This is a genomic window from Oleiharenicola sp. Vm1 (genome assembly GCF_047777955.1).
GTDB lineage: Bacteria > Verrucomicrobiota > Verrucomicrobiia > Opitutales > Opitutaceae > Didemnitutus.
This window is the reverse complement of sequence record NZ_CP180537.1, coordinates 592,542-617,512: the sequence shown is the minus strand read 5'-3', so window position 1 is coordinate 617,512 and position 24,971 is coordinate 592,542. Positions and strand designations below refer to the sequence as shown.

Sequence of the window (24,971 nt, the reverse complement as noted above, 5' to 3'; positions counted from 1 at the left end):
CGGCCTCGGCACGATTTTATGGCGATGAAAATGCTGATCTTGCGGATCGTCCTGAGCGTTGGCCTCGGCGTGACCGCCGTTGCGCACGCGGCCGATTCCGCGGCCGGGCTGGTGCAAGCGGGACGCGCGAAACTCGATCAGGGCGACCCGAGCGGCGCGCTCCTGGATTTCAGGCACGCGATCACCGCCGACCCGCAATCCAGCGATGGCTATTTTTATGGCGCGATCGCGTCCTATCGGCTGGGCAATCTCGACGAGGCCGCAAGCTTGGGCGACGAGGCGCTGCAGCGGGCGAACGGCGCGCAGGCCGGGCGCATCCGGGAAGTCGTCCAACTGATCAAGCAGAAGCGCACCGCGGCGACCAAGCTAAGCGAGGGCGATGCCGCCTACGGCGACGGACTCATGGCGAAGGCCGCGCAGGCCTACGCGGAGGCATTCGCCGCAGATCCGAGCTCCGGCGAGACCGGGCTCAAGGCCGCCGGCCTTTTCGCTGATCGCTTGAACCGCCTTCTGGACGCAGCCGTCATCTGGCAACAAGTCGTTCAGCAGGGCGGAGAGTCAGCACAAACGGCCAACGACGAATTATCCCGTCGGCACACGGCGCTGGTCGCGCTCCTCGACCAAGCGCTGCGCCGCGAGTCGGCCTGGCGGCGCAGCCGCGATGTCGCTGAGCCGTTGCGCCTGGCGCAGGCCTTCCCGGATCACCTGGGGCTGCAGTTGATCCTCGCCGGCATCTACTCCGAGCGGCGCGAGGAGAGCCAGACGCTGGAACACCTGAAGCAGGCCAGCCGCCTCGGCATGAGCTTCGAGGACTTCGTGCGCCAGGACGCGGTCCTGGCGTTCATGGGCGAACGCTCGTCGGAGCCCCTCAGCACTTTCGTCAACGATGCGTTCGGGCCAGACCGTTTGGCCGAAGTGCGCGACCGCATCGCGCACGCCGCCGCCGAGCAGCGCCGCTTGGCCGAGCAGAAGGCCGAGGAGGGCACGCTGCCAGCCTGGCGCGACGAAGAGCGCAATCGCCTGGTCCAGGAATTGGCGCAGCTGCTGGCGAACCCGGAGCCGGTCCGCGAAAACGAATTCGGGAAACGCTGGATCGTTTACCACACCCCCATCCGTCTCTCCCTCCAGCAGGGAGAATATCAGCTCACGAGCGTTTACGACCGCGACGTGGAGGACACTTCGCTTCGCGCCACGGTCCCGAACGTGCGGCTCCAGAAATGGTTTTCGTTCGCGCGCTTCACGCAGCTGAAGCAGGTTTCGTTCGAACCACTCGTCTTCACCCGACGGCTGCTCGACCTCAAGATCACCTTCACGGAGCCGCGCCTGGTGTGGCACGACAAATACGACCGTCACGCCAAGCCCGCGGAGAGCTACTCGCAGACCCTGACCGAGGTGCATCTCTACACCTCCGCCGGCTGGGAGGACGCGAACGCGAAGCGAATTCTGCAGCTCTTCCAGCGCTTGCAGCAACTGGACGCCGCCGGCAGCGATCCCGTCAAGCTGCGCGCGCTCAAGCACTCTCACTGAGGACCGCTCGAGCGAAAACTGCCCGGTGCGCCGCGCCTCCGAGCATCGCTTCGTGCGCCGTTTCCTCTGCGGCAGATTCCTGGATATCGCAGTCGAGCCGGCGCCTCGCTGCCGCGCATCCAGGAGCACCGCGTGCGGTCTCAACCACGGAGATTCCCACGGGCGGGCCCGAAGCGATTCCGCGGGCACAACGGTCGCGATCGGCCGCTGGCACCAGCACCGACGTCAACCCCTACGCGTCGATCCGCATCGACGCCACCGCGTTGATCCACGCAGCGCGGCCGGCGCCGGATCGTTGAGCGCCACGCTCTGACTCCGAGGATCCGCGGAGCCGAGGAGGCGCGCGAGCATCCTCACTTTCACCGACACGAGCGCTTCCCCGACACGCGCTCCGCGGGAAGAGCGGTCCTGCCGCGGCGCCCCTCAGGCCTCCTCGGCGGCCTGTTGCACCCCTCGCGGCGCTCCGCACGATGGCGTGCCTGCTTCTCGCGGCGGGCGCGCATCCACGGCGGCTCGGGCGCCTCGCCGGCCATGAGGCAGCCCAGCGGTTGGATTTCGCCGACGAGGCTGGCCAGTCCGTAGCGCGCGATCTGCGCCTTCACCTTGCCCGCGTCCTTGTAGCCCAGCGGCGACTCCGACAGGTCGGGCGCGCCGCAGAACCAGCGAATGTCGAGGCCGGCGGTCAGTTCGCTCATCACCTGCTGCACGCGTGCGGGCTCGATGCGGCCCTCCGCATCCTTGAACGGGCGCAACATCGCCGAGCGCGACTGGTTGCGCCCCGCCCCGTGCGGGCAGAAGGAGAGGTAGTCGCGATTGTCGGCGCCGAGCACGAGGAGGATTTCCTTCGCCATGTTGAGCGGGATGAGTCCCAGCAGCGGACGGCCCTCGCGATCGCGCCAGGCCGGCGTCGCCCCCTTGCCGTGCCGGAAGACGTCCCCCTGCTTCCAGACGAAGTTGTGCTCGTTGCCGATCTGCACGAGCGCGCGCTGGCCGAGACGGCGGAGCAGGGCGTCGTGGATCAAGGCGTGGTTTTCGCGCGTCCAGCGACCGACGTATTGCAGCGCTTCCCAATAGGCGGCCCCCTCGGGCGAGTCGGCCGGCAGCCAGGCGGCTGCATCGGGAATGTCCTTGGCGTTTTCGTCGCACCACTTGCGCGCCGCGACCTGGCCGCGCTTGTAGACGTCGGCCCCCAGGCCGCGTGAGCCGTGATGCGTCACCAGGACGTTGAACCTGCCGTCGCGGCGCGTGATCCAGTCGGACAGCTCGGCGTAGCCGGCCGCCTCCAGCGCCGCGCGTTGCGCTTCGGTGAACTCGATGCGGCCCAAGTAGGCGAAATGGTTGCCATCGCCCTGCGTGCCGAGGAAGTCGCGCGCGCGACTGGTCAACCCGGCCAGGAACGGGTTGTCCCAGACCGGCTCCTCGATGACCGGCGAGCTCCACTGGTGGCCGCGGGGCCGGCCGCCGGCGCCGAAATGCGTCACCTTCTGGAGATGATCCATCATCTCGCCGACGGGATGGTTGGCCGGGAAGAAGGACGCGAACATCGAGCAGCAGATGTCCGCCGAGTGGGCTCCGGGGATGATGGCGTTCGCGACCTCGATCGCCCCGCCCACGGGGATCGTCGCGCGGCCGCCGCCGGTGGGACAGGTGTCCGGCATGATGACGCCGCGCTGGATCACCGGGGAGAGCAGCAGTTCCTGCATGCAGGCGCGCGCGGCGGCGACGTTCTCCGCCTCGAGAGTGGTTTCGGCGTCGATCGCCTCGGCCAGCGGCGCCGGCTCGCAGCGCGGCAGGATGACGGCGAGCTGCTTGGGAAATTCCTTCTCGAGTTGCGCGAGGACATCCGCGCGCGGCAGGCCCGACGCCTCGAGGTCGCGGGCGCGGCGCAGGGCGGGCCCCAGGCGACGACCTTCGTGCCAGCCGGCCGCGATCAGGTCGCGGGCTTTGATTTCCATGTTCATGCAGCGAATTGGTTATGTGGGTTCAACCAATGAGGGGAGCGAAATCCGGGGCGCCGTGATGCGTGCGCGCCGGAGTGCGAGCTAAAGGACCGCACTCCCGCCGCACCGCGAGATGGGCTTGGCGCTCGCCTCTCGCGCGCAAGCGCCGGCCGCGGGCGAGGACTCCGGCGCACCGAGTGCGTTGGAGCGAGCCCGTGTCTCGCTTCGGCAGGGACTCGCCCGGCCTCACCGGGCGGGGCTTCCCCTCACCGGCCCCAGCACCACTCCAGCCCCGCGGCGAGCCCGGCGCGCCACACGGTCCAATCGTGGCCGCCATCGAGGACGCGCAGTTGCGTCTGCACGTTCGCCTGCATGCGGCAGCGCTGGTGGAAAAGCACGGCGTCGGTCGTGAGGCTCCGCCCGTCGGCGTCACGGACCGGCTCGTCGTCGCCAACCGCAATGAACACGCGTAGCGGCGGCCGGTCGGGGCTCGGGACGCGCCACGGTTCGGCCAGGCGCCGATAGATGGCCTCGTCGAAACGGATCTCGCCGCGCCCGAAGGCGCCGAAGCTGCGCACGCTGGATTCGGCGGGCGGCAACGGCTCGTAGAGCGCGGGGCTCAGGACGACCGCCGCCGCGAAAAGCTCCGGGTGGGCAAAGGCGAAGCGCGCCGCGCCGTAGCCACCCATCGAGTAGCCGGCGACCGCGCGTTCCGCGCGGTCCGGACGGGTGCGGAACGTGCGATCGACATGCGCGACCAGATCGCGCGTGAACGCGGTTTCCACCGCCGCGCCCGCAGGCAAGTCGTCCCCACCGGCGAACTGGGAGTCGACATAGTAGCCCGCGCGGCGGCTGGCGGGCGCATCGGGCATGACCGCGATCAGCGGCGGGATTTTCCCCGCGGCGATCAAGCTGTCGAGCAGCGGCTTCACCGGCCGCCACGCCTGCATCGAGTCGCCGCGGCCGTGCAGGAGGTAGAGGGTCGGATAGGTGCGCGCGGACGCGGGGTCGTAACCGGCCGGCAGATAGACGAGATAGTCGAGCGGGCGACCGAGCGCCGGCGACGCACAGTTTCCTCGATCAGCTTCGCTTCGGCCGGCGCCGCAGCCATGCGCCCGGCGAGCGCCGCGAGAACGACCGCGCCCGCCATCGCGAGGCGCGAAAGAAGGTCAGCCCTCAGCACGTGCATGGCCGGGCTCGCGCAGGATGGTGAGGCCCTTGAGGGCTTCGGGCGGGGGCGGCGGGAAGAACAGGCTCGCGACGTAGCCGACCACGATCGAGAAGAGGATCGAGATCGCGAGGTAGAGGAACGGGTGCACGAGCTTCCCGAGCCACACCGCGAAGGTCGCGACGAAGCTGAAGCCCATGCCGATCAGGACCCCCTGCCAGTTCGCGCGCCGGGTGAACATGCCGAGCGTGTAGGCGCCGCCGAACGCGCCGCCGAACAGGCCGGCCAGCTCGAGGGCGACGTCGAGAAACGAGCTGATGTTGAATCGCGAGAGCAGGATCGCGAGGCCGATGCCGACGAGGCCCGCCAGCACGGTCACCCACTCGGCGATGCGAATGCTGGTCTTCGGGTCCGGCCGGGCCGCGAGGCGCTCGTAGAAATCCACCGACACGAGCGTCGACACGCTGTTGAGGATGCTCGAGAGCGTGCCCATCGCCGCGGAAAACAGGCCCGCGAGCACGAGGCCGGTGACGCCCGCGGGCAGCTCGGCGGCGATGAAGAGCGGCAGCGTGGCGTCGTTCGGCAACAGCGGATTCATGCGCTCGGGGAAGCTGTGGTAGTAGACATACAGGCCCGTGCCGATCAGGTAGAGAATGAGGCTGCCGGGCAGCACGAGGGCGGCGAAGATCCAGACGGAGCGGCCCGCCTCCTTGACCGATTTCGTGGCGAATACGCGCTGCATCAGCACCTGGTCCTTGGGGAAGGTCAGGACCGTCTCCATCAGCTGGAGAAAGACGAAGCACCAGATCGTCGCCTTCGTGAGATCGAAGCTCCAGTCGACCAGGCGCATCTTGTCGTCGGCCGCCGCGACGGCCACGAACTCGCGCGAGCCGCCCTTGAGCGACCACACGATGAAGCCGAGGGCGAAGAACAGGCCGCCGAATTTCACGATCACCTGCGCGACGTCGGTCCAGATCACGGCCTTCATGCCGCCGAGCGCGGTGTAGGCGATGGTGATGACGCCCATCATCAGGATGCTCCAGATCACATCGAGTCCGGTGACGGTGGAGATGGCCAGCGAGGGCAGGAAAAGGATCACGCTCATCCGCCCGCCGAGGTGCATCAGGATGCACATGCCGCTCGCCGCCATGCGCACGGAGCGATGGAAGCGCTGGTCGAGGTAGGTGAACACCGACATCAGCTCGAGCCGCCGCAGCAGCGGCACGATGCAGAGCGCGACGAACACCAGCGCGAACACGTTGACGATGTTGCCGAGGAAATACTGCCAGTTGGTCGCGTAGGCCTTTGCCGTCGTCGCGATGTAGCCGATCGAGCTCGAGTTCGACGCGTAGAGGCTGATGCCGGCCGCCCAGAACGGGATCGAGCGGCCACCGACGAAGAACGACGCCGTCGACTGCTTCTTCTCGCGCACGTAGCACCAGTAGCCGATCGCCGCGATGCCGCCGAGGTAGGCGAAGAGCGCCACCCAGTCGAGCGGCCGGAGCAGCTGCTTGTTGCCGTCCAGCTCGCAGGCCACGAATCCCGCTCGTCCCGTCGTGTCGCGCGACTCCAGCAGCAGGCCGTTGCGCCACGCCGTTCCGCGCTCCGTCCGGCCGGGCAGATCCGTCCCCTGGAAGGCAAACGAGCGCGTCACGAGGTGAAACGTCGCCAGGCGGTCGGCGGCGCCCGCGCGATGCACCGCGAAAAGCAGGTGCGCCTGCCCGATCGCGCGCAGGGTCCCGGCGACGAGGCGGCCGGGCAGCTCTCCCTGCTTCGCCCAGCCGTCCAGCGCCGTCCACCGCCAAAGCGAATCCGCCGCGACCTCGCGCACGACGAGGAAGAGCGCCCCGTCCTGCGCGGCGGCGCCGCGCGCCTCACCGGTGGCCGGCCATGCGGCGCAACGCTGCCACGCCGCTCCCGGCGTGCCCAGCGGAAGCACAAACAGGCTGCCCTCGCCCGCCGGGCCAGTTCCGGCGACCTGCAGCGCGTCGCCCGCGACGGCGCCGACGACGCTGGTGAGCCGCACGGGCAAGGGGGCAGCGCGGCCGCGTTGAGCCAGGTGCGGACTTCAACCGCGCCGGGCTGCCCCCGGTCCCCCAACAGCAGAAACGGATCCGCTCCGCGCGGGATGGCTGCGACGACGCCGGGCACCGGCGCCGGCAGCGCCGTCCAGCGGGCCGGGCTGCCTTTGAGCCGCCACGCCTGCGCGTCCTGGACGAGGATCGGCTCCTCCGCCGCGATCAGCACCCCGCGTCCGTCCGCGCCGTCGGGCGCGGGCAGTGTTTCCGTGCGGACGGAGATCAGGTTTCCGGCGAGCGCCAGACTTCCCGGAAGCAGAAGCAGCAGTCCGAGAAGCCGGGCCGGCAGGAAACGCATGAGGGTTGGTGCTGAACGCCGGCGGCGGCGGCAAACTCAGAATTTGATCGAGTGCGTGAGCGAGACGACGCGACCGCGTCCGGCGAAATAGTTCTGGAACTGGTCGATCTGCGCCCAGGTGAGGATGTAGTATTTGTCGAGGAGGTTCTCGACGCCGACGGAGAAGTCGCCCCACTTCGTGCGGTAGGTGGCCGTGAGATTCACGAGCGTGTAGCCCGTGGTTTTCTCGTAGGAGCTGAGGCCGACATTGATCTCGCGATCGAGCAGCGTGGTGCTGCTGAGCGTGAGGTTGGCCTTCGGGTTGACGTTCCAGCTGAGCGACGTGCCGACCTTGTCGGGGCTGACCGTCGAGACGCCCTGTTCGACGACGAGCGGGCCGCCTTCGGTGGCCACGGTCATGCCCTTGGTGTGCGAGTAGAGCGCGGTGAACTTGAGGTCCGGGGTGATCTTGTAGTCGCCCGTGAACTCGAAGCCGGTGACGCGCACCGGCCGGCGCTGCATGATGAAGTCCTTCGTCACCGGATCCACGGTCAGCGAGACGCCGAGCGCGGAATAAGAGCGATAGTAGGAGGCGCCGAAGCTCGCGCGCTTGCCGTGCCAGGAGATGCCGCCCTCCTTGTTGTCGACGATGACGGCCTGGAGATCGAGGATGCCGGCGACGGACTGCCCCGGGGTGTTCACGTTACGCAGCGGGATGCCGACGTTCGGCAGGGTGAAGCCCTTGCTGTAGGAACCGAACACGGACCAGCCCTGCGGCAGGCGCACGATGACGCCGGCGTTGGGGAGCGTGGCCTTGTATTTCAGGGTGCCGCCGGTGACGAACACGCGGTTGCGGAAATAGGTCGTGGTGTAGTCGTCGACCTGCAGGCGGCCGTCCTCGTGACGGACGCCGCCGCTGACGGTGACCGGGCCCTGCGTGTAGGAGGCCTGAGCGAACGGCGCGTTGCTGGTGTAGTTCATCGGCGGGACCCAGATGCGGCCGGTGAGCGCGAGCAGCTGCTGCGCGGTCTCGTCGAGGTAGTCGTAGCCGACCTGCAGCTCCGAGCCGTCGATTTTGAACAGGTTCTGGCCCGACCAGGAGCTGCGCACGCCCTTCTTCTGGGAGTTGATCTCGGACTGGTCGGTGAGCTCGCCGAGGGGGGCGATGAGCGGGTCCTGCTTGTCGGCGCCGCCCTTTTCCGCGACGAAGCGCATGGCTTGGCTGGCCTTGTAGGCGTTGAGCGTGAGGACGCCGCCGAGGAGATTGTTGTTCGTGTAGCCCAGCGCGACCTGGTTGAAGCGGTTGAACTCCGTCTTGGCGCCGAACGGCACGCCGCGCTTCGAGGAATCGGTGATGCCCTTGCTCCGATCGCCGAGGTCCTGCACGTAGTTGCCCTTGCCCTCGACCATGAAGCGGCTGACGGTGAGCGAGACGCGCTGCGCGTTGTTCACGCCGAAGTTGCGACCGACCTTGATGAAGAGATTGCGCTCCTCCGTGTCGTTGATCGAGCCGCTCTGGCTCATGCCCATGCGGCGCCCGTGGGCATCGTAGGCCATGCCGCGATCGGCGAACGCCGTCGCGAAATATAAGTCGGTCGCGCCCTCCTTGCGCGCGTAGTTGAGGCCGACCTTCCAGTTCTCGCTGTCGTCGTAGCCCTGGGAGGAGTAGCGCGTCGTCAGGGTCGTCTCGCTGCCCTCCTTTGTCGCGCTCTTGGAGATGTAGTTGATGATGCCGCCCGCGGCACCGATGCCCTCGACGGCCGACGGGCCGTTGATCACCTCGATGCGGTCCACGATACCCATGTCGGTGAAGGTGGCGTTGCGGCTGCCCTCGCGCAGGGGCGTCGTCTGGGAGATGCCGTCGAACAGGCGCAGCGCCACGCGGCCGCGCAGCGTCTCGCCGGTGTTGTTCATCGCCTGCGTGGCCTCGGCGTAGCCCGGGATGGTGCGGGAGAGGACCGCGGTCGCGTCCTCGGTCAGGAGATTGGTGTGCGCGATCTCGTCGGGCGTGATGAGCTTCACCGCGCCGGGGATCTGGTCCACCGACTTCGGCGAGCGGTAGCCGGTGGTGACGGTGAACGTGCCGAGGTTGACGACGTCCTCGTTCTTCGCCGGCTCTTTGTCGTCCTTCGGCGCCGGCGCGGCTGGCTGGGCGAACGCCGGCAGCACGCCGAGCGCGAGAAGCAGCGACCAGGCCGCCGCTGCGTGGGTCTTCTTGCTAGACTGATTCGAGTTCATGGGGTGTGGGGTCAGGCAAACGTTTGCTCTACAGTGAAAGGGGCGCCCCGCCGGCGGAGGCCGGAGCGACTTCAGGGCGTGGATGATTCCCGGCGGCGAACAAGGGCAACGCGAGCGAACCGGAGAGCCGGGGTGGGCTGAGGCATGATTGAGCTTGCGGATGGGGGTGACTCAGCAAACGTCACCCTTAAGGCAAACGTTTGCGCGCCCGACCATTTTTGTTTTACGCCCGGTGTCAACTTTTTTGTCATGCCTCCAGTGAATCCTTCGGCCCGGTCCGACTCTCCCGATCCCGTCCGCGTCACCTTGGCCGGAGTCCTGGGCGATGCGCTCCAGCGGAGCCGCGAGAATCACCTCGCCACCTTCATCGAGAGCGAGGCCAGCCCGGCGATCGCGCTGTTCCGCGCCGAGCATGTGTGCGGCAACCAGGAGGGGGACTGGTATGGCGAGCACGCCGGCAAGTGGCTCGTCGCCGCCGCGCGCGCCGCGCGGCACGCTCCGGCCTCGCCGCTCGCCGCGAGCGTGCGCCGCGTGGCCGATTTCCTCGTGCAGCGGCAGGATGTCGACGGCTACCTCGGGACCTATGCGCCGAACCGCCGCTTCATGTGCCGTCAGGGTCCGGCGCCGCTGACCTGGGACGGAGCGCCGGCCCAGCGCACCTGGGACATCTGGGTGCACAGCTACCTGATCCTCGGCCTGCTCGAGGCCGCGCGGGCCTTCGGCGAACCGCGCTATCTGGAGGCGGCCAGGCGCATCGGTGACCTGTGCTGGCGCACCTTCCACACGGACAAGATTCCCGTCACTTCGCTCGGCAATCACCACGGCCTCTCCGCCACGATCCTGATCGACCCGGCGATGGAGCTCTACTTCGCCTCGCAGGAGCCGCGCTACCTCGCGCTGGCGCGTCTCATCCTCGCGGAGATCGAGGCCGCGCCGGCGCTCAACCTGATCGCGCAGATCCTGGCGGACACGGACGCCGCGAACCTGGCCACGGGCAAGGCCTACCAGCTCTGCTGGAATCTCGTCGGCATCGCCAAGCTCGGCCGCGCCACGAACGACGAGCGCCTGGCGCGCGCCGTCCGCATCGCCTGGCAGAACATCCGCGACCATCACCTCACCCTCGGCGGCGGCCCGTGGGGCGGCGTGGCACATCGCTCGCGCGAGGTCTTCAATCCCCGCCCCGTGTTCAGCCCGCAGGGGTATGTCGAGACCTGCTCCACGCTCGCGTGGATCCAGCTCAACCGCGAGCTGCTGCGGCAAACCGGCGAGGCGCAGTTCGCGGAGGAAATCGAGAAGTCCGCCTACAACGACCTGCTGGGCGCCCAGGCCCCGAACGGCGACAACTGGTGCTACTACTCCTTCCCCAACGGCCGCCGGGTCTTCACGACCTACTGGCGCTGCTGCAAGTCGAGCGGCCCGATGGCGCTGGAGGAGCTGCCGCTCAGCGCGTATTCCGTCTCCGCCGACGGGAGCATCGCGGTGAATCTCTACGGCGCGTCCGACGCCGCGCTGGCGCACCCGGCGGCCGGCTCCGTCCGCGTGCGGCAGGAAACGGAATACCCCTTCGCCGGCTCCGTCCGGATCCACGTTTCGCCAGAGCGACCGGCGCCATTCGCGCTGCGCCTGCGCGTGCCGGTCTGGGCGGAGCGCTTCAGCGTCGCCGTGAATGGCACGCCGCACGTCACCCCGCCGCCGGCCGCCGGCTTCCTCACGCTCGAGCGCGTCTGGACGCCCGGGGACATCGTGGCGGTCGAGATGGAGATGCCGCCGCGCGTGCACCGGCGGACGAACCGCAACATCCAGGAATCCCGCGCGCCCGATGGTTCCCCCATCGCCCAGGAGGTGCTGCACTTCGATTACGCGGCGGTCACGCGCGGGCCGCTCGTCTACGCCTCGGCCTTGATCGACGGCTTCAAGACCGAGGAAACCTTGCGCCTGCCGGACCCGCCGCGCATCGAGACGCTGCCGCCGCCGGACGGCTCGAGCGCCCCCGCGCTGCGCCTGGAGCTGGGCTACCGCGCGCCGCTCATCCTGCAGCCGTATTTCGAGGCGGGCGGCCGGCGCGACCGCACCTGGCGGCTCACCTGGTTCTCGCTCGCCCCGGACTGATTCAGAGCCGCCAGACGGCGGCCTGCTTGCGCCCGAGAAAACGCCGCAGCTCGGCGCGACCGGGCATCGACGGGGCCGCGCCAGCCTTCGTCACCGACAGCGCCGCGACGGCGGTCCCGAGACGGACGGCCTCGACCATCTTGCCCCCGCTGCGCACCAGCCCGGCGGCGAAGCCGCCGCAGAACGCATCGCCGGCGCCGGTGGTGTCGACCACCTTCAGCCCGCGATGCGCCGGCACGCGCGTGAAGCCGCCGCGCTCGGACACGAAGCAACCGCGCTCCCCCAGCGTGACAATGACGGTGGCGACGCCGATCCTCCGGCACAGCGCGTGCAGCTCCGCATCCGCCAGCGCATGCAGTCGCCGCTCGTCGAAGCCGGTCTCCCGCACCTGCGGCAGCACGCGCACCAGCGCGGCGAACTCGCTCTCGTTCGGGATCAGCACGTCGACGTGGCGCAGCAGTCGCGCCTCGAAATCCGCCCGCATCGGCGCCGGGTTCAGCACGGTGACGACGCCCGCCTGCCGCGCCTGGCGCAGCGCGTGCGCGGTGGTCGCCAGGTTCGCCTCCAGCTGCGTGATCAGGACCTTCGCCCGCGCGATCAGCGCGGCCGGAACGTCGACCGCGCGCAAGGCCGCATTCGCCCCGGGCTCGATGACGATCTCGTTCTGGCCGCGGCCGTTGATCAGGATCACCGCGGTGCCCGTGGCCTGGTCGCGCTTCAGCGCCAGGCGGCAGCCGATCCTCTCCCGCCGGTAGAAGGCCGCGACCTGCCGCGCATAGGCGTCGTCGCCCATCGCCCCGACGAAGGTCGTGCGCACGCCGGTCTTGCCGCAGGCGATGGCCTGGTTGGAGCCCTTGCCGCCCTGGCCGGTGCGCAGTTGGCCGACAATGGTCTCACCCGGCTGCGGGAACTCGGCGCAGGCGAGGGTGAGATCCTGCATGATGCTGCCGACGACGACGACCTGAGGAGCGGAGGCCATGAAACGCGAAAGGGGTTGAGGGGCGAAATCAGAGCAAACGTTTGCCTTATTTCGGCGTCAAGTGAAACCTGTCGCGGTTCGCCCGCTCAGCAGGACTTCCGCACCATCAGGTCCGGCACCAGGCGCAGGCTGGTGGCGGGGCGGTTCGGGTCCTCGATGCGCTTCAGCAGCAGCTCGGCCGCGCATTTTCCGACCTCGTAGGCCGGCTGGCGCACGACGGTGAGCGGCGGGTTGAACACGCTCGCCAGCGGCATCTCGTCGAAGCCGACGATCGCCACCTGCTTGGGGATCCTCAGGCCGCGCGAGGCGATGGCCTCCAGCGCGCCGGCCGTCATCAGGCCGTTGCAGACGAACAGCGCCGTCGGCGGGTCGGACAGCGAGAGCAGCTCGTTCGCCAGCACCTGGCCGGAGCCCTGCTTGTAGTCGCCGAAGCGCATCAGCTCGGTCTTGACCGCCAGGCCCGCCGCCGCGTGCGCGTCCTTGTAGCCGCGCAGACGCTCGCGGCCGGTGGAGGAGTCGGCCGGGCCGCCGATCAGCCCGATGCGCCGGTGTCCCTGCGCGATGATGTGGTTCACCGCCTCGAGCGCACCGCGGTGGTTGTCGACCTCGACCTTGTCGAGATTGCCGGCCGCCAGGCTGCGGTCGACGCACACCACCGGCAGGCCCGACTTCACCACCTGCATGACGGCGGGATCGTGCTCGTGGATCGGCGGCAGGATGATGCCGTCGACCGATTCCGACTGCATCACGTCGAGGTAGAAGCGCTCGCGCGCCTCGTCCTCGTCGTAGTTGCAGAGCAGGACGGCGAAATTGTTGCTGTAGGCCACGTCCTCCACGCCGCGCGCGAGGTCGGCGAAAAAGATGTTCTGGATGTTCGGGATGATCAGCCCGAGCAGGTGGCTGGTGCCGTCGGTCGTGCGCAGGCGGCGCGCGACGCGGTTGGGCTTGTAGCCGGTCTCGCGCATGACCTTGAGCACGCGGGCGCGCGTCTCCTCGCCGATCTTGCCCGTGCCGTTCAACACGCGCGAGACGGTGGAGATGTTCACCTTCGCCCGGCGGGCGACGTCGATCAGGCTGGGAGATTTTGGCATGAGCGGAGGGGGCGGGGCCGGACGACCGGAGGCCGCCGCGACCGGGAGATGTTTTGCGCCCGCCGCCGCCGCCAAGCAAGCCCCGCCTCGGCCCGCGGCGGATTAATTTGGTCGACTTCGCCGCCCACGTCACGCAAACGTTTGCCTTACCTTTTGCCCCCACCGGCAGTTTCGCGCTGCACCGGCGGCGCAAAACGCCATCCTGCCGTCCCAGAAGCCATGTCCGACGCCCCCGCCGCTGGAACCCCCGCTCCCCTGCCCCCGCCGCAACGGGCGCCGTCCGCGCACGCAGCCGAGTTTCAACTCTCGCACGCCCGCAACGGCCCGCACCTGCCCCTGCCCGCCAGCGCGCCCGGCTGGCCGTTCCAGAACATCGGTCACTGGAAGATGGACATCCGGCCGCGCGCGGAGGCCTGGCGCCGCGACTTCCGCGACTGGCGGCGCGAGCACCTGACGCGGATGGGCTACAGCGGCGCGAACTACGAGCGCCCCGAGTTCGCCTGGGCGCAGCGGAACTTCGTGCACGCGCAGATGATGGTCGAGGACCGCTTCTTCTACGACCCCGTCGCGCGCCGCTACACGGTCGACCGCTACCTCGACGACCTGGAGGCGCGCTTCGGCGGCATCGATAGCGTGCTGCTGTGGTATGTCTACCCGAACGTCGGCATCGACGATCGCAACCAGTTCGAGCTCGCTGCCGATCTGCCCGGCGGACTCGCGGGATTGAAGCAGGTCGTGGCCGATTTCCACCGGCGCGGCGTCAAGGTCTTCATCCCCACGATGCCCTGGGACAACGGCACCTGCCCCGCCGGCGTCCCCGACTGGGTGGCGATCGCGCGCCTCGCGAAGGAGATCGGTGCCGACGGCGTGAACGGCGACACCTACAGCGGCGTCCCGCGCGCCTTCCTCGACGCCGCCGACGCGATCGGCCACCCGCTCGTGTTTCAGCCCGAGGCCGTGCCGCTCTCCGACGAGGCGCTGATGTGGAACCTCCAGAGCTGGGGCAAACACATCCCCACCGACGTGATCCCCGCGGTCAGCAAGTTGAAATGGCTCGAGCCGCGGCACATGAGCAACATCGAGAACCGCTGGGGCCGCGATCGCACGAACGACTTCCACTACATTTTCTTCAACGGCATCGGCTACAACGCCTGGGAAAACATCTGGGGCGTCTGGAACCAGCTCACACCGCGCGACGCCGAGACCCTGCGCCGCATCGCCACGATCTACCGGCAGTTCCCGTCGCACGTCGTGAGCCTCGACTGGGAACCCTACGCGACCACCGTGCAGCACAGCGTGTTCGCGTCGCGCTTCCCGACGGCCGACTCGACGCTCTGGACCGTCGTGAACCGCAACGAATACGAGGTCGCCGGCGACCAGCTGGTCGTCGCGCACCGCGAGGGCCGGCGCTACTTCGATCTCTGGAACGGCAGCGCCCTCACGCCGCGTCTCGCCGGCGGCCAGGCCACGCTCGCGTTCCCGCTCGAGTCCCGCGGCTTCGGCGCCGTCCTCGCCGTCGAACCCGGCCGCGAGGTCGCGGACCTGGAAAAATTCCTCGCCCGCATGGCCGCGCTTGCCCGCACGCCGCTGCAGTCGCTCTCCGCGACGTGGCGCCCGCTCCTGCAGGAGATCGTGCCCGTCGCCCCCACCCGCCCCCACGCCACCGCGCCGCACGGCATGGTGACGATCCCGGCCGGCGAATTCGATTTCAAGGTGCTGGGCGTCGAGATCGAGGGCTTCACCTGGAGCGGACTCGATTTCCAATACCCGTGGGAATCCACGCCGCGCCGCGCACACTGGCACCGGCTGCAGGTGCCGGCGTTCCACCTCGACCGCTTCCCGGTCACCAACGCCGAGTTCAAGGCCTTCCTCGACGCCTCGGGCTACCACCCCGCCGACGATCACCATTTCCTCCGGCACTGGCAGCACGGCGCGCCGCCCGCCGGCTGGGAAAAGAAGCCCGTCACCTGGGTCTCGCTGGAGGACGCGCGCGCCTACGCCGCCTGGGCGGGCAAGCGCCTGCCCCGCGAGTGGGAGTGGCACTACGCCGCCCAGGGCACCGACGGCCGCCTCTACCCGTGGGGCAACGACTGGCGCCCCGCCGCGATGCCGAAGCCCAACCGCGGCCGCACGCTCACGCCGCCCGATGACGTCGACGCCCACCCGGAGGGCGCGAGCCCGTTCGGCGTCATGGACCTCGTCGGCAACGTCTGGCAATGGACCGACGAGTTCCGCGACGCGCACACGCGCGCCGCGGCGCTGCGCGGCGGCAGCGCCTACCAGCCGCAGACCTCGCACTGGTATTTTCCCCAAGCCTACCAGCTCGACCAGCACGGCAAATACCTGCTCATGGCGCCCGGCAAGGACCGCAGTGGCATGATCGGCTTCCGCTGCGCGGCTGACGCCTCCTGATACCCATGCGCAGCAAGCTGTTCGTCCCCGCCTCGCGTCCCGAGCTCTTCCCCAAGGCGCTCGCCAGCGCCGCGGATAGTCTCTCCTTCGACCTCGAGGATGCCGTCGCCGAGGAGCACAAGGACGCCGCGCGGCAGAACCTCGCCGCGGCGCTCGCCTCGCCCGAGTTCGCCGCCTCGGCCAAGATCATGATCGCGCGCGTGAACGCGCCGGACACGCCGCACTTCGCCGCCGATCTCGCCGCCGTCGTCCACCCCCGTCTCGACTACGTCAACCTGCCCAAGGTCGACTCGGCCGCCGACATCCGCGCCGCCAGCGCCGCGCTCGCGGCGCTCGAGCAGGCGCGCGGCCTCGACCGCCGCATCGCCCTCCTCGCCAACATCGAGACACCGCGCGCGCTGCGCTGCGCCGCCGAGATCGCCGCGGCCGATCCGCGGGTCGTCGGCCTGCAACTCGCCTTCGCCGACCTGCTCGAGCCGCTCGGCATCGACCGCACCAACGCCGCCGTGGTCCAGCAGCTCCAGCTCGCCCTCCGGCTGGCCGCGGGCGAGGCGAACGTGTGGGCCTACGACGCCGCCTACGGCGCGATCAAGGACGCGGACGGCTTCCGCGCCGAGGCGGTCGGCGCGAAGCGCCTCGGCTTCCTCGGCAAGTCCTGCGTCCACCCGAGCCAGATCGCGATCGCCAACGAGGTTTTCCAACCCAGCGCCGCGGAGATCGACTTCGCGCGCCGCGTCGTCGAAGCCGCGTCGACCCGCGCCGGCGCCTTCGCCCTCGACGGCCGCATGATCGACGCGCCGTTCATCCGCCGCGCCCACGCGGTCCTCGCCGCCGCGGCCGGCGCCGCCACTCGCTGAGCCATGCCGCTCCCGCAACGCGACTACACTCCCGCGGCGCCGGGCCCGTTGAACGGCGTGCGCGTCCTCGACCTCTCGCGCCTGTTCGCCGGCAACGTGCTCACGCAGGTCCTCGGCGACTTCGGCGCCGAGGTGATCAAAGTCGAGCCGCCGGAGGGCGACACGCTGCGCGCCTGGCAGACGAAGGGCGTCTCGACGCACTGGAAAATCTACGCGCGCAACAAGAAGAGCCTCGCCCTCGACCTGCGCCGTCCCGAGGCCGTCGAAATCGTCCGCCAGCTCGTGCCGAGCGCCGCGCTGTTCGTCGAGAGCTTCCGTCCCGGCGTGCTTGAAAAAATGGGCCTCGCGCCGGACGAGCTGCTGCGGCTCAACCCGCGCCTGGTGATCGTCCGCATCTCCGGCTGGGGCCAGGACGGCCCCTACAGCCAGCGCCCCGGCTTCGGCACGATCATCGAGGGCATGTCGGGCTTCGCCTCGTTCAACGGCTTCGCCGACCGCGAGCCGGTGCTGCCGCCGATGTATCTCGCCGACGGCGTCGCCGGCCTTTACGGCGCCTCGGCGGTGATGATCGCGCTGCGCCACGTCGAGCAGAATGGCGGCCGCGGCCAGGTGATCGACTTGCCGCTGCTCGATCCACTGTTCGCCATCCTGAGCCCGCAGGCCGCCAACTACCGCCTCACCGGGCAGGTGAAGCCGCGCACCGGCAGCCGCTCGACGAATTCCGCGCCGCGCAACTGCTACCGCTGTCGCGACGGCCTCTACGTCGCCCTCTCCGGCTCGACCCAGGCGATGGCCGAGCGGCTCCTGCGCGCGATCGGTCGCGCCGAGCTGATCGACGACCCGCGCTTCCGCACCAACGCCGCCCGCGTCGCCCACGCCGCGGAGCTCGACGCGATCATCGGCGCCTTCATCGCCGAGCGCACGCAGGCGGAGAACGTGGCCTTCTTCGAGCGCGCCGAGGTGACGGTCGGCCCGATCTACGACGTGCGGCAGATCCTCGACGATCCGCATTTCAACGCCCGCGAGATCGTCGCCGACTACCCGGACACGGAGATGGGCCAGCTGCCGATGCACCACGTCGTGCCCCGCCTGCTCGGCTCGCCCGGCAGCATCCGCACGCCGGCCCCGCGGCTCGGCGAACACAATCGCGCCCTGCTCGGCGAGATCGGCTGCGATGCCGAGCGCTACGCGCAGCTCCAGCGCGACGGCATCGTGGTCGAGGCCAAGGACTCCTGATGCACGCCGCCCCCGGTTCCCTGGCCCAGTGGCTCCTCGCTTTCCTGAGCATCGTCTTCATCGACATCGTGCTCGCGGGCGACAACGCCATCGCGATCGCCCTCGCCGCGCGCACGCTGCCCAAGGAGAAGCGCCTGCTCGCCATCAGCCTCGGCGCGGGGGTGGCGGTGGTCCTGCGCATCGCGCTCACCTTCGTGGCCGGCCGCATCCTCGACGTCGCCTACCTCAAGCTCGCGGGCGGGCTCATGATTCTCTGGATCGCGGTCAAGCTGCTCCTCGACAACACCGAGGAGGGTGACGAGCCGACCGCGCAGGCGCGCAGCGTCTGGCGCGCGATCGGCCTGATCGTCGCCGCCGACGTCTCCATGTCGCTCGACAACGTCCTCGCCGTCGCCGGCGCGTCGCACGGCAACCTCGTGCTGCTGCTGTTCGGCCTGGGGCTCAGCATCCCGCTCGTCGTCTTCGCCAGCAACCTGCTCTCCGCGCTGACCGAGAAATACCCGCTCCTCGTGTATTTCGGTGCCGCGATCCTGGGCAAGATCGGCGGCGAACTGATCATGACCGACGCCGCGATCGAGCGCTTCGTCCATCCCGCTCCCGTGCTCGTCTGGACCGTGGAGATCGCGCTCGCCCTCGCCGTTTCCGCCGGCCCGGGGCTGTGGCGCCGGCGGCGGGCTTGAGCGAGGCCCGCGCTTCCCGGTGCTCCCGGCCATCCGGCCGTTTCTCGCGGTCGATGCCGACGTTCGCTCCCGGTTGCGCCGCTCGCGCTCGCGCGGTGACGGCGCGCGGCCCGGCGGCGACCCCGCTTACGCGAGCTGGCGCTCGCGCGCGGTGAACCAGAGCGGTTCGCCGGCTTCGTCCAGCAACGGACACAGGCGCACGCTCACGCGATAGCGCGAGCCGTCCTTGTGGTAGTTCACCAGTTCGGCCCGGCACGCCACCCGCGCCTGCTGCGCCGCCCGCAGGCGGGCGACCGTCGCCGGATCGGTGTCCGGCCCCTGCAGCAGCTCGCCGGGCTTGCGTCCGCGCAGCTCGGTCAGCGAATACCCGCAAAGCTCGGTGAACGCGTCGTTGACCCAGACCACGCGGCCGCCGGCATCCGCCAGCACGAAGGCCTCGGCGCGCTTTTCCTGCGGCAGCACCCCGGCCGCGGCCAGGATGCGCGCCTTCAGCTCCGCCGGCGGCGCCACGGGCGCCGGCGCCGTCCGCCACAACGCGAGATTGGCGGCCTCCTGCAGCACGCTCAGATGGTCCCGCAGCTCCGCATCGGCCGCCACCAGCACCTCAAAGCCGTCGCGTTCGTCCGCCGGCATCGCACCGGAGACGAAGTCGGCCGCGCGGTCCTGGAGCCATTCGTTGAGCACGCCGGCTATCGAAAGCTCCCGGCCGCCACAGTCAAAGCCGGACTGCACGCCCCTGCATCCGACGCTGGCGATTTGCCGCCGGGTGTGCACGCTGCCCCTTCCACCATGAAGCACCGCGCCCTCACGCCCCGCGTCCGCGCCGCCCTGCGCCAGCTGGCCGCCGGCCCACAGGACATGCGCGACGAGGCGCTGCTGAAGCTGATCAACGACGAGCTGCGCCCGCTGAACGTCGACGACATCGCCTACGTGCGCGACCGCGTGCGCTTCTCCTGCCCGCCGTGCCCGATGGTGCAGTCGGTCGTGCTCATGCTCGACGGCCTGATCGAGGTGAAGAGCCTGCGGCTCGACTGAGGCCCACGCCGCCTGGCACCACGGGGCTTCTCCCGATAGCGTCCGGACGGACGACTAGCACGCCGCGCGCACCGTGGCGCCGTCGCGCCACTGGCAGTGGACAAGGAGGCTGCGGCGCACCTTCGGGATGCCGTGCTCGCCGGCGCGGATCTTCGACAGCACGAGGTCGACCGCGGCCTTGCCGATCTCGTCGGAATTCTGGTCGATGCCCGCCCATGCCGCCGTGGCCGCGGTGATGTCGAGCGAGACGAGGCCGATGTCGCGCGGACAGACCAGGCCGGCACCGGCCAGCCAGTCGCGCATGGGGTTGGGCGTGTTGCGGAAGGTCGAGAGCGTGAGCACGCAGTCCACCCGGTGCGCCCGCACCCACGCGAGGAAGCCCGCCTCCGTCATTTTGTCCGGCAGGTAGGAGGGAATGCCCGCCAGCTCGCGGTGTTCGGTCGGGATCGCCGCGCTGCCGATAGCCCAGCCGTGGTTGGTGATCGAGTCCTGGTAGCTCTCGATCGCGAGCCCGATGCGCCGGTAGCCGCGCGCCGCAAGCACGCGACCGGAGAGCAGGACTGCCTGGGTGTGGTCGCTCACCACGCAGTCGAGCGGCGGATTCTGCACCATGTGCCCGACCGGCACGGTGGCGAAATACTCCCACGGCAGCACGAGCTCGAACGGGTCCTTGGGAAACGCCGCAAGCAAGATGCCCGTGATGCCCCGCGCGCGCAGGATGTCGCCCAAGCGGCGCGCGGTCATGCCGTGCGAGGTCAACGCGAACTCCGTCATCCCGAAGCCGAAGAGCGCCGCTTGCTCGCGCGCGGCGGACCAGTGCCGGCAGAGCGTCGGGGTCGCCCGCCACTCCTGCACGTCGTCGTAGGGCGTGATGTAGGCCAGGGTGCCGAGATGCTGGTTCGGCGTGCCGCGGCGCGTGGAGCGCATGACCTCGCCGAGCAGCGGATTGTGGCGGTAGCCGAGCTCCTCGGCGGCGGAGAGGACGCGCGCCTGCGTGTCCTTGGAAATGCTCACGGCTCCCGTCAGGCTGCGCGAGGCCGTCGAAATGGACACGCCCGCGCGGACCGCCACGTCCTGCAGGGTGACCTTTCCGGCTGGGGTGACCGAAAGCATGGCTTCCTGATGCTCGAACGCGCTCCGGGGGTCAACCCCGCGGGGCCGGTTTTGCAACGTTTGCAACGGAACCCGGCCCGGGCATTCTGGGTTGGAATGGGCGTTTGCCGCCGCCACGGCCCAACTGTCAGCGTGGCTCGGCGCGGAGGGCGAAGTCGGCGGACTCGTTGCGGATTTCGCCCAGCACCGAGGCGGTGTGGCTCAGGCCGCCCGCCGCATCGCCGCGAATCCAGACCGCGGGGCGGCCGGGGGCGCCGAGCGCGACGCCGGCGATCACAACGTTTTCCAGTCGGGTGTCGGCGAGCGTCCCCTGCCCCTGCGCGCGGCCGGGCGCGACGACGGAGAACGCCTCCGACAGACTGTCGCGAATGTTCAGGTCGCGCAGGCGCACGTCGGCGATGCTCCGCCGGTCGAGGCAGAGCTGGACCGCGCTGCGCCACGCCCACGCGTGATCGTAGCCGCCGCAACGGACGAGGCGGCAATTCTGCACGACGGTCTCGCCGCTGAAGTTGTTGTCGACCCGGCCGGCTTCGTCGGAGGTCGGGAAGGTCGTGCTGATCAAAATGCCGCAACCGGTCGTGATGTCGGTGAACAGGCAATCCTCGATGCGGTTGGCGGCGCCGCCGTAGAGCGAGCCGCCGTTGGCGAGGAAGGGCAGCTGGCCGGTGCAGCGGCGGATGACGTTGTGGCCGGGCTTCTCGGCGCCCTCGACGTGGCCCTGGTCCGACGGCACCGGCCAGATCGCGTAGCAATCGTCGCCCGTGCCGCGCGCGGTGCAGTTCTGGACGACGGAGCGCGTCGTGCCCACGCAGAGGTTGACGCCGTCGGCCAGCAGGTTGCGGAAACGGCAGCCGTCGATGACGAGCGCCACGCCGTTGTAGATCCACGCGCCGGCCTTGGTGTGCTCGATCCAGAGGCGGGAGATGGAGGCGTCGCGGCAGCCGGTGCCGACGATGCCGTCGTTTTCCTCGCCGTCGTTGCGGTAATTCAGGGCGCCGACGATGGCGAAGTCCGCCACGTGCACGTTCGCGCCGGCCAGCTTGAACCGCACGCGTCGCGCGGCATCGCCGTAGAGCGCGGGATCGCCGACGAACGTCGTGTGCCACATGCCCGCGCCCTGCACCGTGACGCCGGACGGCACCACGATGTCGCCGGTGATCCGGTAGTCGCCGGCGGGCACCCAGACGATGCCGCCGCCCCGCTGCCGTGCGGCGGCGATGGCGCGACGGAGCGCCGCGGTGTCGTCCGTGACGCCTTGACCACCCGCGCCGAAGTCGGACACCGCGAGCGACCCAGCCGGCCGCACCACGGCGGGCGGCACGACCTCGAGGTCGACAAGGTCGATCACGCAATCGACGCCGTCGCTCGCGGTCTTGCTCAGGCGCACGACATCGCCGCGGGCGATGGCGATGCCCTTCACCCGCAGTTCGTCGTAGAAATTCCGCGGCTTACCCTGGCGCGGGTCGTTCGAAAACGGATACGCGCCGTAGAGCCACTGCTGGCGCGAGCTGAGCGCGAGTTCGCGCACCTTCCTGCCGTTGACCGACAGCGTGACGCTCGAGACACGGCCGCCGCCGCCCGGGGCGTCGGGCAGGTGATAGCGCACGACGAGGGCGTCGCATGCGATCGGCGCGGCAAACTCCAGCTGCTGGCCCGCCTGCGCGAGCTTCACGCAGCGCTGGCCGGAAGACTCCATCTCAACGCGATGCGGGGCGTAAACGGGGCCGAGCACGGTGCCGGTGGTCCGCATGTCCTCGGCTTCGACCGTCGTCCACGGGATGTCGGCGCCGATCCTGGCGGCGCTCGCGGCCAGGGCGGCCGGCGTCAGCGTCGCCAGCGCGAGGAGAAGCGGGAGCGGGGACAAGCGTGACCGGTTCATGGATTCGAGGGGAGCGCGGCAGCGTCGCGGCACGGCTGGCCCGGAGCAAGCATCGCCCCGTCCGGCGCGCGTTTCACGACGCGCGACTCGCCCGGACGGCAGTCGAAGCTCTCGCCGGCGACCGCGAAGGCGCGGGCGGCGCGGTTGGCCGCGGCGGCGGTGACCGTCACCGTCGCCGCCTCAATGCGCACGCGGAAGCGGTCGCCGCGCCAGGTCAGGCCGAATTCCAGGCGGCGCCACGCCGCGGGCAGGCGCGGCGCGATGCAGATACCGTGCTCGTCGGCCTGCACGCCGCCGAAGCCGAGCACGGCGGTCATCCACGCGCCGCCGTTGGCCGCCGGGTGCGAGCCGCCCATGAAGACGGTGCCGACATAAATCTTGTAGGCCGCCTGGAGGTCGATCGTCGCGGTCTTGAGGAAATAGCGGTAGGCGGACTCGAGGTCGCCGATCTCCGTCGCGACCATCGCGTAGGCGCAGGCGCTGAGGCTCGAGCCGTGCTCGGTGCGCGGCTCGTAGTAGCGCCAGTTGGCGCGCTTCACCTCCGCCGGGTAGCGCGCCTTGAACAGGTTCAGCATCATCACGACGTCGGCCTGCTTGATGATCTTCGTCGGCACGGCGAGCCCCTGCCCGGCGCCGAGATACTCGTTGGGGTGGACCATCCGGGCGCGCAACTCCTCGACCGAGGCCTCGCGCAGCTTGAAGTAACCGTCGAACTGCTCGATCACGCCCGTCGTCGGATCGGGCGCCGGCAGATGGAGCCGCGCGGCCACGTCGACGAAACCCGGCAGTTCGTCCGCGATCGCGAGCTTTTCCAACAACGTCCGCAGCGCCGCCGGATGGTGCCGGCGCAGGTGCTCCACGGCGGCGTTCGCGACGGCGAAGGTCTCGCGGGCGACGGCGTTGGTGAAGGCGTTGTTGTTGACGCGCTCGTGGTATTCGTCGGGGCCGACGACATCGAGGATCTCGTAGCGCCCGAGGTCCGGCCGGTAGTGCGCATACGAGTAGTAGAACCGCGCGCACTCGAGGATGACTTCGGCGCCGCCATCGAGGAGTAGCGAGTCGTCGCCGGTGAGCTTGAAATATTGCCAGAACGCGAGGGCGACATCGCCGCTGATGTGGACCTGCTTGTCGCGGAAGTGCGTGCGCAGCTCGCGACCGGTGATCGGGTCGCCGATGTTGAAATACGTGCAGGCGTCGTCGCCCGTGTCCTGGCTCTCCCAGGCGTAAAAGGCGCCGCGATAGCCCGGCCCCTCGGTCCGCGCCTTGCGGCGGGCGCCGTCGAGCGTGCGGATGCGGTAGCGCAGCAGCTCGACGGCCTTCTCCGGATACGTGTGGAGGAAGAACGGGAGCATGAACATCTCTGTGTCCCAGAAGATCGCGCCCTTGTAGACTTGGCCGGACAGCGCGCGCGCCGGGATCGAGTTGGCGCTGCCGCGCACGGGCGCGACCATCAGCAGCTGGAGGATGCTGTAGCGCAGGGCGTGCTGCGCCACGTCGTCGCCCTCGATCACCACGTCGCCTTGCGCCCATTTGTCCGCCCAGGCCGCGGCATGGCGTTCGAGGCACACGGCGTGGCCCCGGGCGCGCGCCTGCCGCACGACTTCGATCGCGGCGGCCAGCGGCGGTTGTGCGGCGGCATCGTTGTCGGTGCAGACGGCGAAGTATTTGACGAAACTAACCGGCACGCCGGCGCGGGCGCGGACGGTGAAGACGCGCAGGTGGCGCCCGCCGCGTTCCTCGCGCCGCTCGCCGGCCAGCTCGGTCGACAGCGCCTCGGCGACCGCAACGCGCTTGCCGAGCTCGTGCGTGCGGCCGGCGACGGCGAGCACGTCGCCGGCGGGCGCCGCCGCCAGGTCGCGCAGGTGCGGCCCGTTGAGGTCCCAGATGTTGGTGTCGATGCCGGTGCGGAGCGTGAGCTCCGCGTCCTGATCGCAGGTCACGGTGAAGCGCACGACGCCGAGGTGCGGCTGGTCGGCGCTGAGAAAGCGCGTCGAGTGCAGCGTCAGGTGCTTCCCGCCGAGGGCGAAGCGCGTCTCGCGCTCGAAGAGCGCGTGGGCGAAGTGCAGGGTCTGGCGGTGTTGCACGACGCCGGCGCCGAGGGCCGAGACCGGCGCGCCGTCGAGTTCGACCTGGGTAAAGGCGCCATTGGGCGCATTCACCGGCTCGCGCCACGCGGAGCCGACCTGGTCGAAGAGCCCGGCGAGCGTGAGGCCCACGGCCTCGTCGGGCCCGAACTCGTCGAGCGTGCCGCGGCAGCCCATGTAGCCGTTGGCGATCTGATACACATTGCCCCGGCGCATGAGGCTTTCCTTGCCGCCGGCGCACTCGGTCGTGCTGACTTGCCAAGGGGAT

General features: G+C 69.8%; 17 protein-coding genes. 7 read left to right on the top strand and 10 right to left on the bottom strand.

Features of this window, described 5'->3' with window-relative positions; translation table 11 throughout:
* The first annotated feature begins 24 nt into the window (after positions 1-24).
* Positions 25-1,527 carry a hypothetical protein gene (locus ACMYLB_RS03575; RefSeq protein WP_415909607.1) on the top strand — a complete coding sequence of 501 codons (1,503 nt, stop codon included), beginning with the start codon at positions 25-27 and terminating at the stop codon, positions 1,525-1,527.
* A gap of 359 nt (positions 1,528-1,886) precedes the next feature.
* Here the strand turns inward: ACMYLB_RS03575 and ACMYLB_RS03570 are convergent, their stop codons facing one another.
* From ACMYLB_RS03570 to ACMYLB_RS03555, 4 genes are all read right to left on the bottom strand, one after another.
* The gene (locus tag ACMYLB_RS03570; RefSeq protein ID WP_415909606.1) at positions 1,887-3,482 is read right to left on the bottom strand and encodes an RtcB family protein; all 1,596 of its coding nucleotides are present in this window, start codon (positions 3,480-3,482) and stop codon (positions 1,887-1,889) included.
* Between the two features lie 251 nt (positions 3,483-3,733).
* Positions 3,734-4,492 (bottom strand): alpha/beta hydrolase, encoded by a 759-nt coding sequence (locus ACMYLB_RS03565; RefSeq protein ID WP_415911027.1) that lies wholly within the window; start codon positions 4,490-4,492, stop codon positions 3,734-3,736.
* Between the two features lie 144 nt (positions 4,493-4,636).
* Positions 4,637-6,661, bottom strand: a complete 2,025-nt coding sequence (locus tag ACMYLB_RS03560) for a sodium:solute symporter (protein ID WP_415909605.1) — start codon at positions 6,659-6,661, stop codon at positions 4,637-4,639.
* Positions 6,662-7,047: 386 nt separating this feature from the next.
* Positions 7,048-9,228, bottom strand: coding sequence for a TonB-dependent receptor (locus tag ACMYLB_RS03555; RefSeq protein ID WP_415909604.1), 2,181 nt, complete (start codon positions 9,226-9,228; stop codon positions 7,048-7,050).
* A 249-nt stretch (positions 9,229-9,477) separates the two neighbouring features.
* On the opposite strand from ACMYLB_RS03555, the gene ACMYLB_RS03550 reads away from it, so the two are divergent.
* Positions 9,478-11,337 (top strand): glycoside hydrolase family 127 protein, encoded by a 1,860-nt coding sequence (locus tag ACMYLB_RS03550; protein WP_415909603.1) that lies wholly within the window; start codon positions 9,478-9,480, stop codon positions 11,335-11,337.
* Between the two features lies 1 nt (position 11,338).
* Here ACMYLB_RS03550 and ACMYLB_RS03545 read toward each other — a convergent pair whose 3' ends face one another.
* Entirely contained in the window at positions 11,339-12,316 is a 978-nt protein-coding gene (locus ACMYLB_RS03545) for a ribokinase (protein ID WP_415909602.1), read from the bottom strand.
* 86 nt (positions 12,317-12,402) lie between these two features.
* Positions 12,403-13,407 (bottom strand): LacI family DNA-binding transcriptional regulator, encoded by a 1,005-nt coding sequence (locus ACMYLB_RS03540; protein WP_415909601.1) that lies wholly within the window; start codon positions 13,405-13,407, stop codon positions 12,403-12,405.
* A 219-nt stretch (positions 13,408-13,626) separates the two neighbouring features.
* Between ACMYLB_RS03540 and ACMYLB_RS03535 the strand changes: the two genes are divergently transcribed.
* Genes ACMYLB_RS03535 through ACMYLB_RS03520 form a run of 4 tightly spaced genes read left to right on the top strand, consistent with a single transcriptional unit; the run spans position 13,627 to position 18,592 of the window.
* Positions 13,627-15,819, top strand: coding sequence for a formylglycine-generating enzyme family protein (locus ACMYLB_RS03535; protein ID WP_415909600.1), 2,193 nt, complete (start codon positions 13,627-13,629; stop codon positions 15,817-15,819).
* A gap of 5 nt (positions 15,820-15,824) precedes the next feature.
* Positions 15,825-16,676, top strand: a complete 852-nt coding sequence (locus ACMYLB_RS03530) for an HpcH/HpaI aldolase/citrate lyase family protein (RefSeq protein WP_415909599.1) — start codon at positions 15,825-15,827, stop codon at positions 16,674-16,676.
* Positions 16,677-16,679: 3 nt separating this feature from the next.
* Positions 16,680-17,912 carry a CaiB/BaiF CoA transferase family protein gene (locus ACMYLB_RS03525; protein ID WP_415909598.1) on the top strand — a complete coding sequence of 411 codons (1,233 nt, stop codon included), beginning with the start codon at positions 16,680-16,682 and terminating at the stop codon, positions 17,910-17,912.
* Positions 17,912-18,592 (top strand): TerC family protein, encoded by a 681-nt coding sequence (locus ACMYLB_RS03520; protein ID WP_415909597.1) that lies wholly within the window; start codon positions 17,912-17,914, stop codon positions 18,590-18,592. The genes ACMYLB_RS03525 and ACMYLB_RS03520 overlap by 1 nt, the downstream gene beginning before the upstream one ends.
* A gap of 126 nt (positions 18,593-18,718) precedes the next feature.
* Here the strand turns inward: ACMYLB_RS03520 and ACMYLB_RS03515 are convergent, their stop codons facing one another.
* On the bottom strand, positions 18,719-19,324 hold the full coding sequence (locus tag ACMYLB_RS03515) for a PAS domain-containing protein (RefSeq protein WP_415909596.1): 606 nt from the start codon (positions 19,322-19,324) through the stop codon (positions 18,719-18,721).
* Between the two features lie 57 nt (positions 19,325-19,381).
* Here ACMYLB_RS03515 and ACMYLB_RS03510 point away from each other — a divergent pair, with 57 nt between their 5' ends.
* Positions 19,382-19,627, top strand: a complete 246-nt coding sequence (locus tag ACMYLB_RS03510) for a hypothetical protein (RefSeq protein ID WP_415909595.1) — start codon at positions 19,382-19,384, stop codon at positions 19,625-19,627.
* Positions 19,628-19,681: 54 nt separating this feature from the next.
* Here ACMYLB_RS03510 and ACMYLB_RS03505 read toward each other — a convergent pair whose 3' ends face one another.
* From ACMYLB_RS03505 to ACMYLB_RS03495, 3 genes are all read right to left on the bottom strand, one after another.
* Positions 19,682-20,740 (bottom strand): LacI family DNA-binding transcriptional regulator, encoded by a 1,059-nt coding sequence (locus ACMYLB_RS03505; RefSeq protein ID WP_415909594.1) that lies wholly within the window; start codon positions 20,738-20,740, stop codon positions 19,682-19,684.
* Between the two features lie 127 nt (positions 20,741-20,867).
* A complete protein-coding gene (locus ACMYLB_RS03500) occupies positions 20,868-22,604 on the bottom strand; it encodes a glycosyl hydrolase family 28-related protein (RefSeq protein WP_415909593.1) in 1,737 nt (578 codons plus the stop codon).
* Between the two features lie 11 nt (positions 22,605-22,615).
* The gene (locus ACMYLB_RS03495; RefSeq protein WP_415909592.1) at positions 22,616-24,919 is read right to left on the bottom strand and encodes a glycosyl hydrolase family 65 protein; all 2,304 of its coding nucleotides are present in this window, start codon (positions 24,917-24,919) and stop codon (positions 22,616-22,618) included.
* Positions 24,920-24,971: the final 52 nt, after the last annotated feature.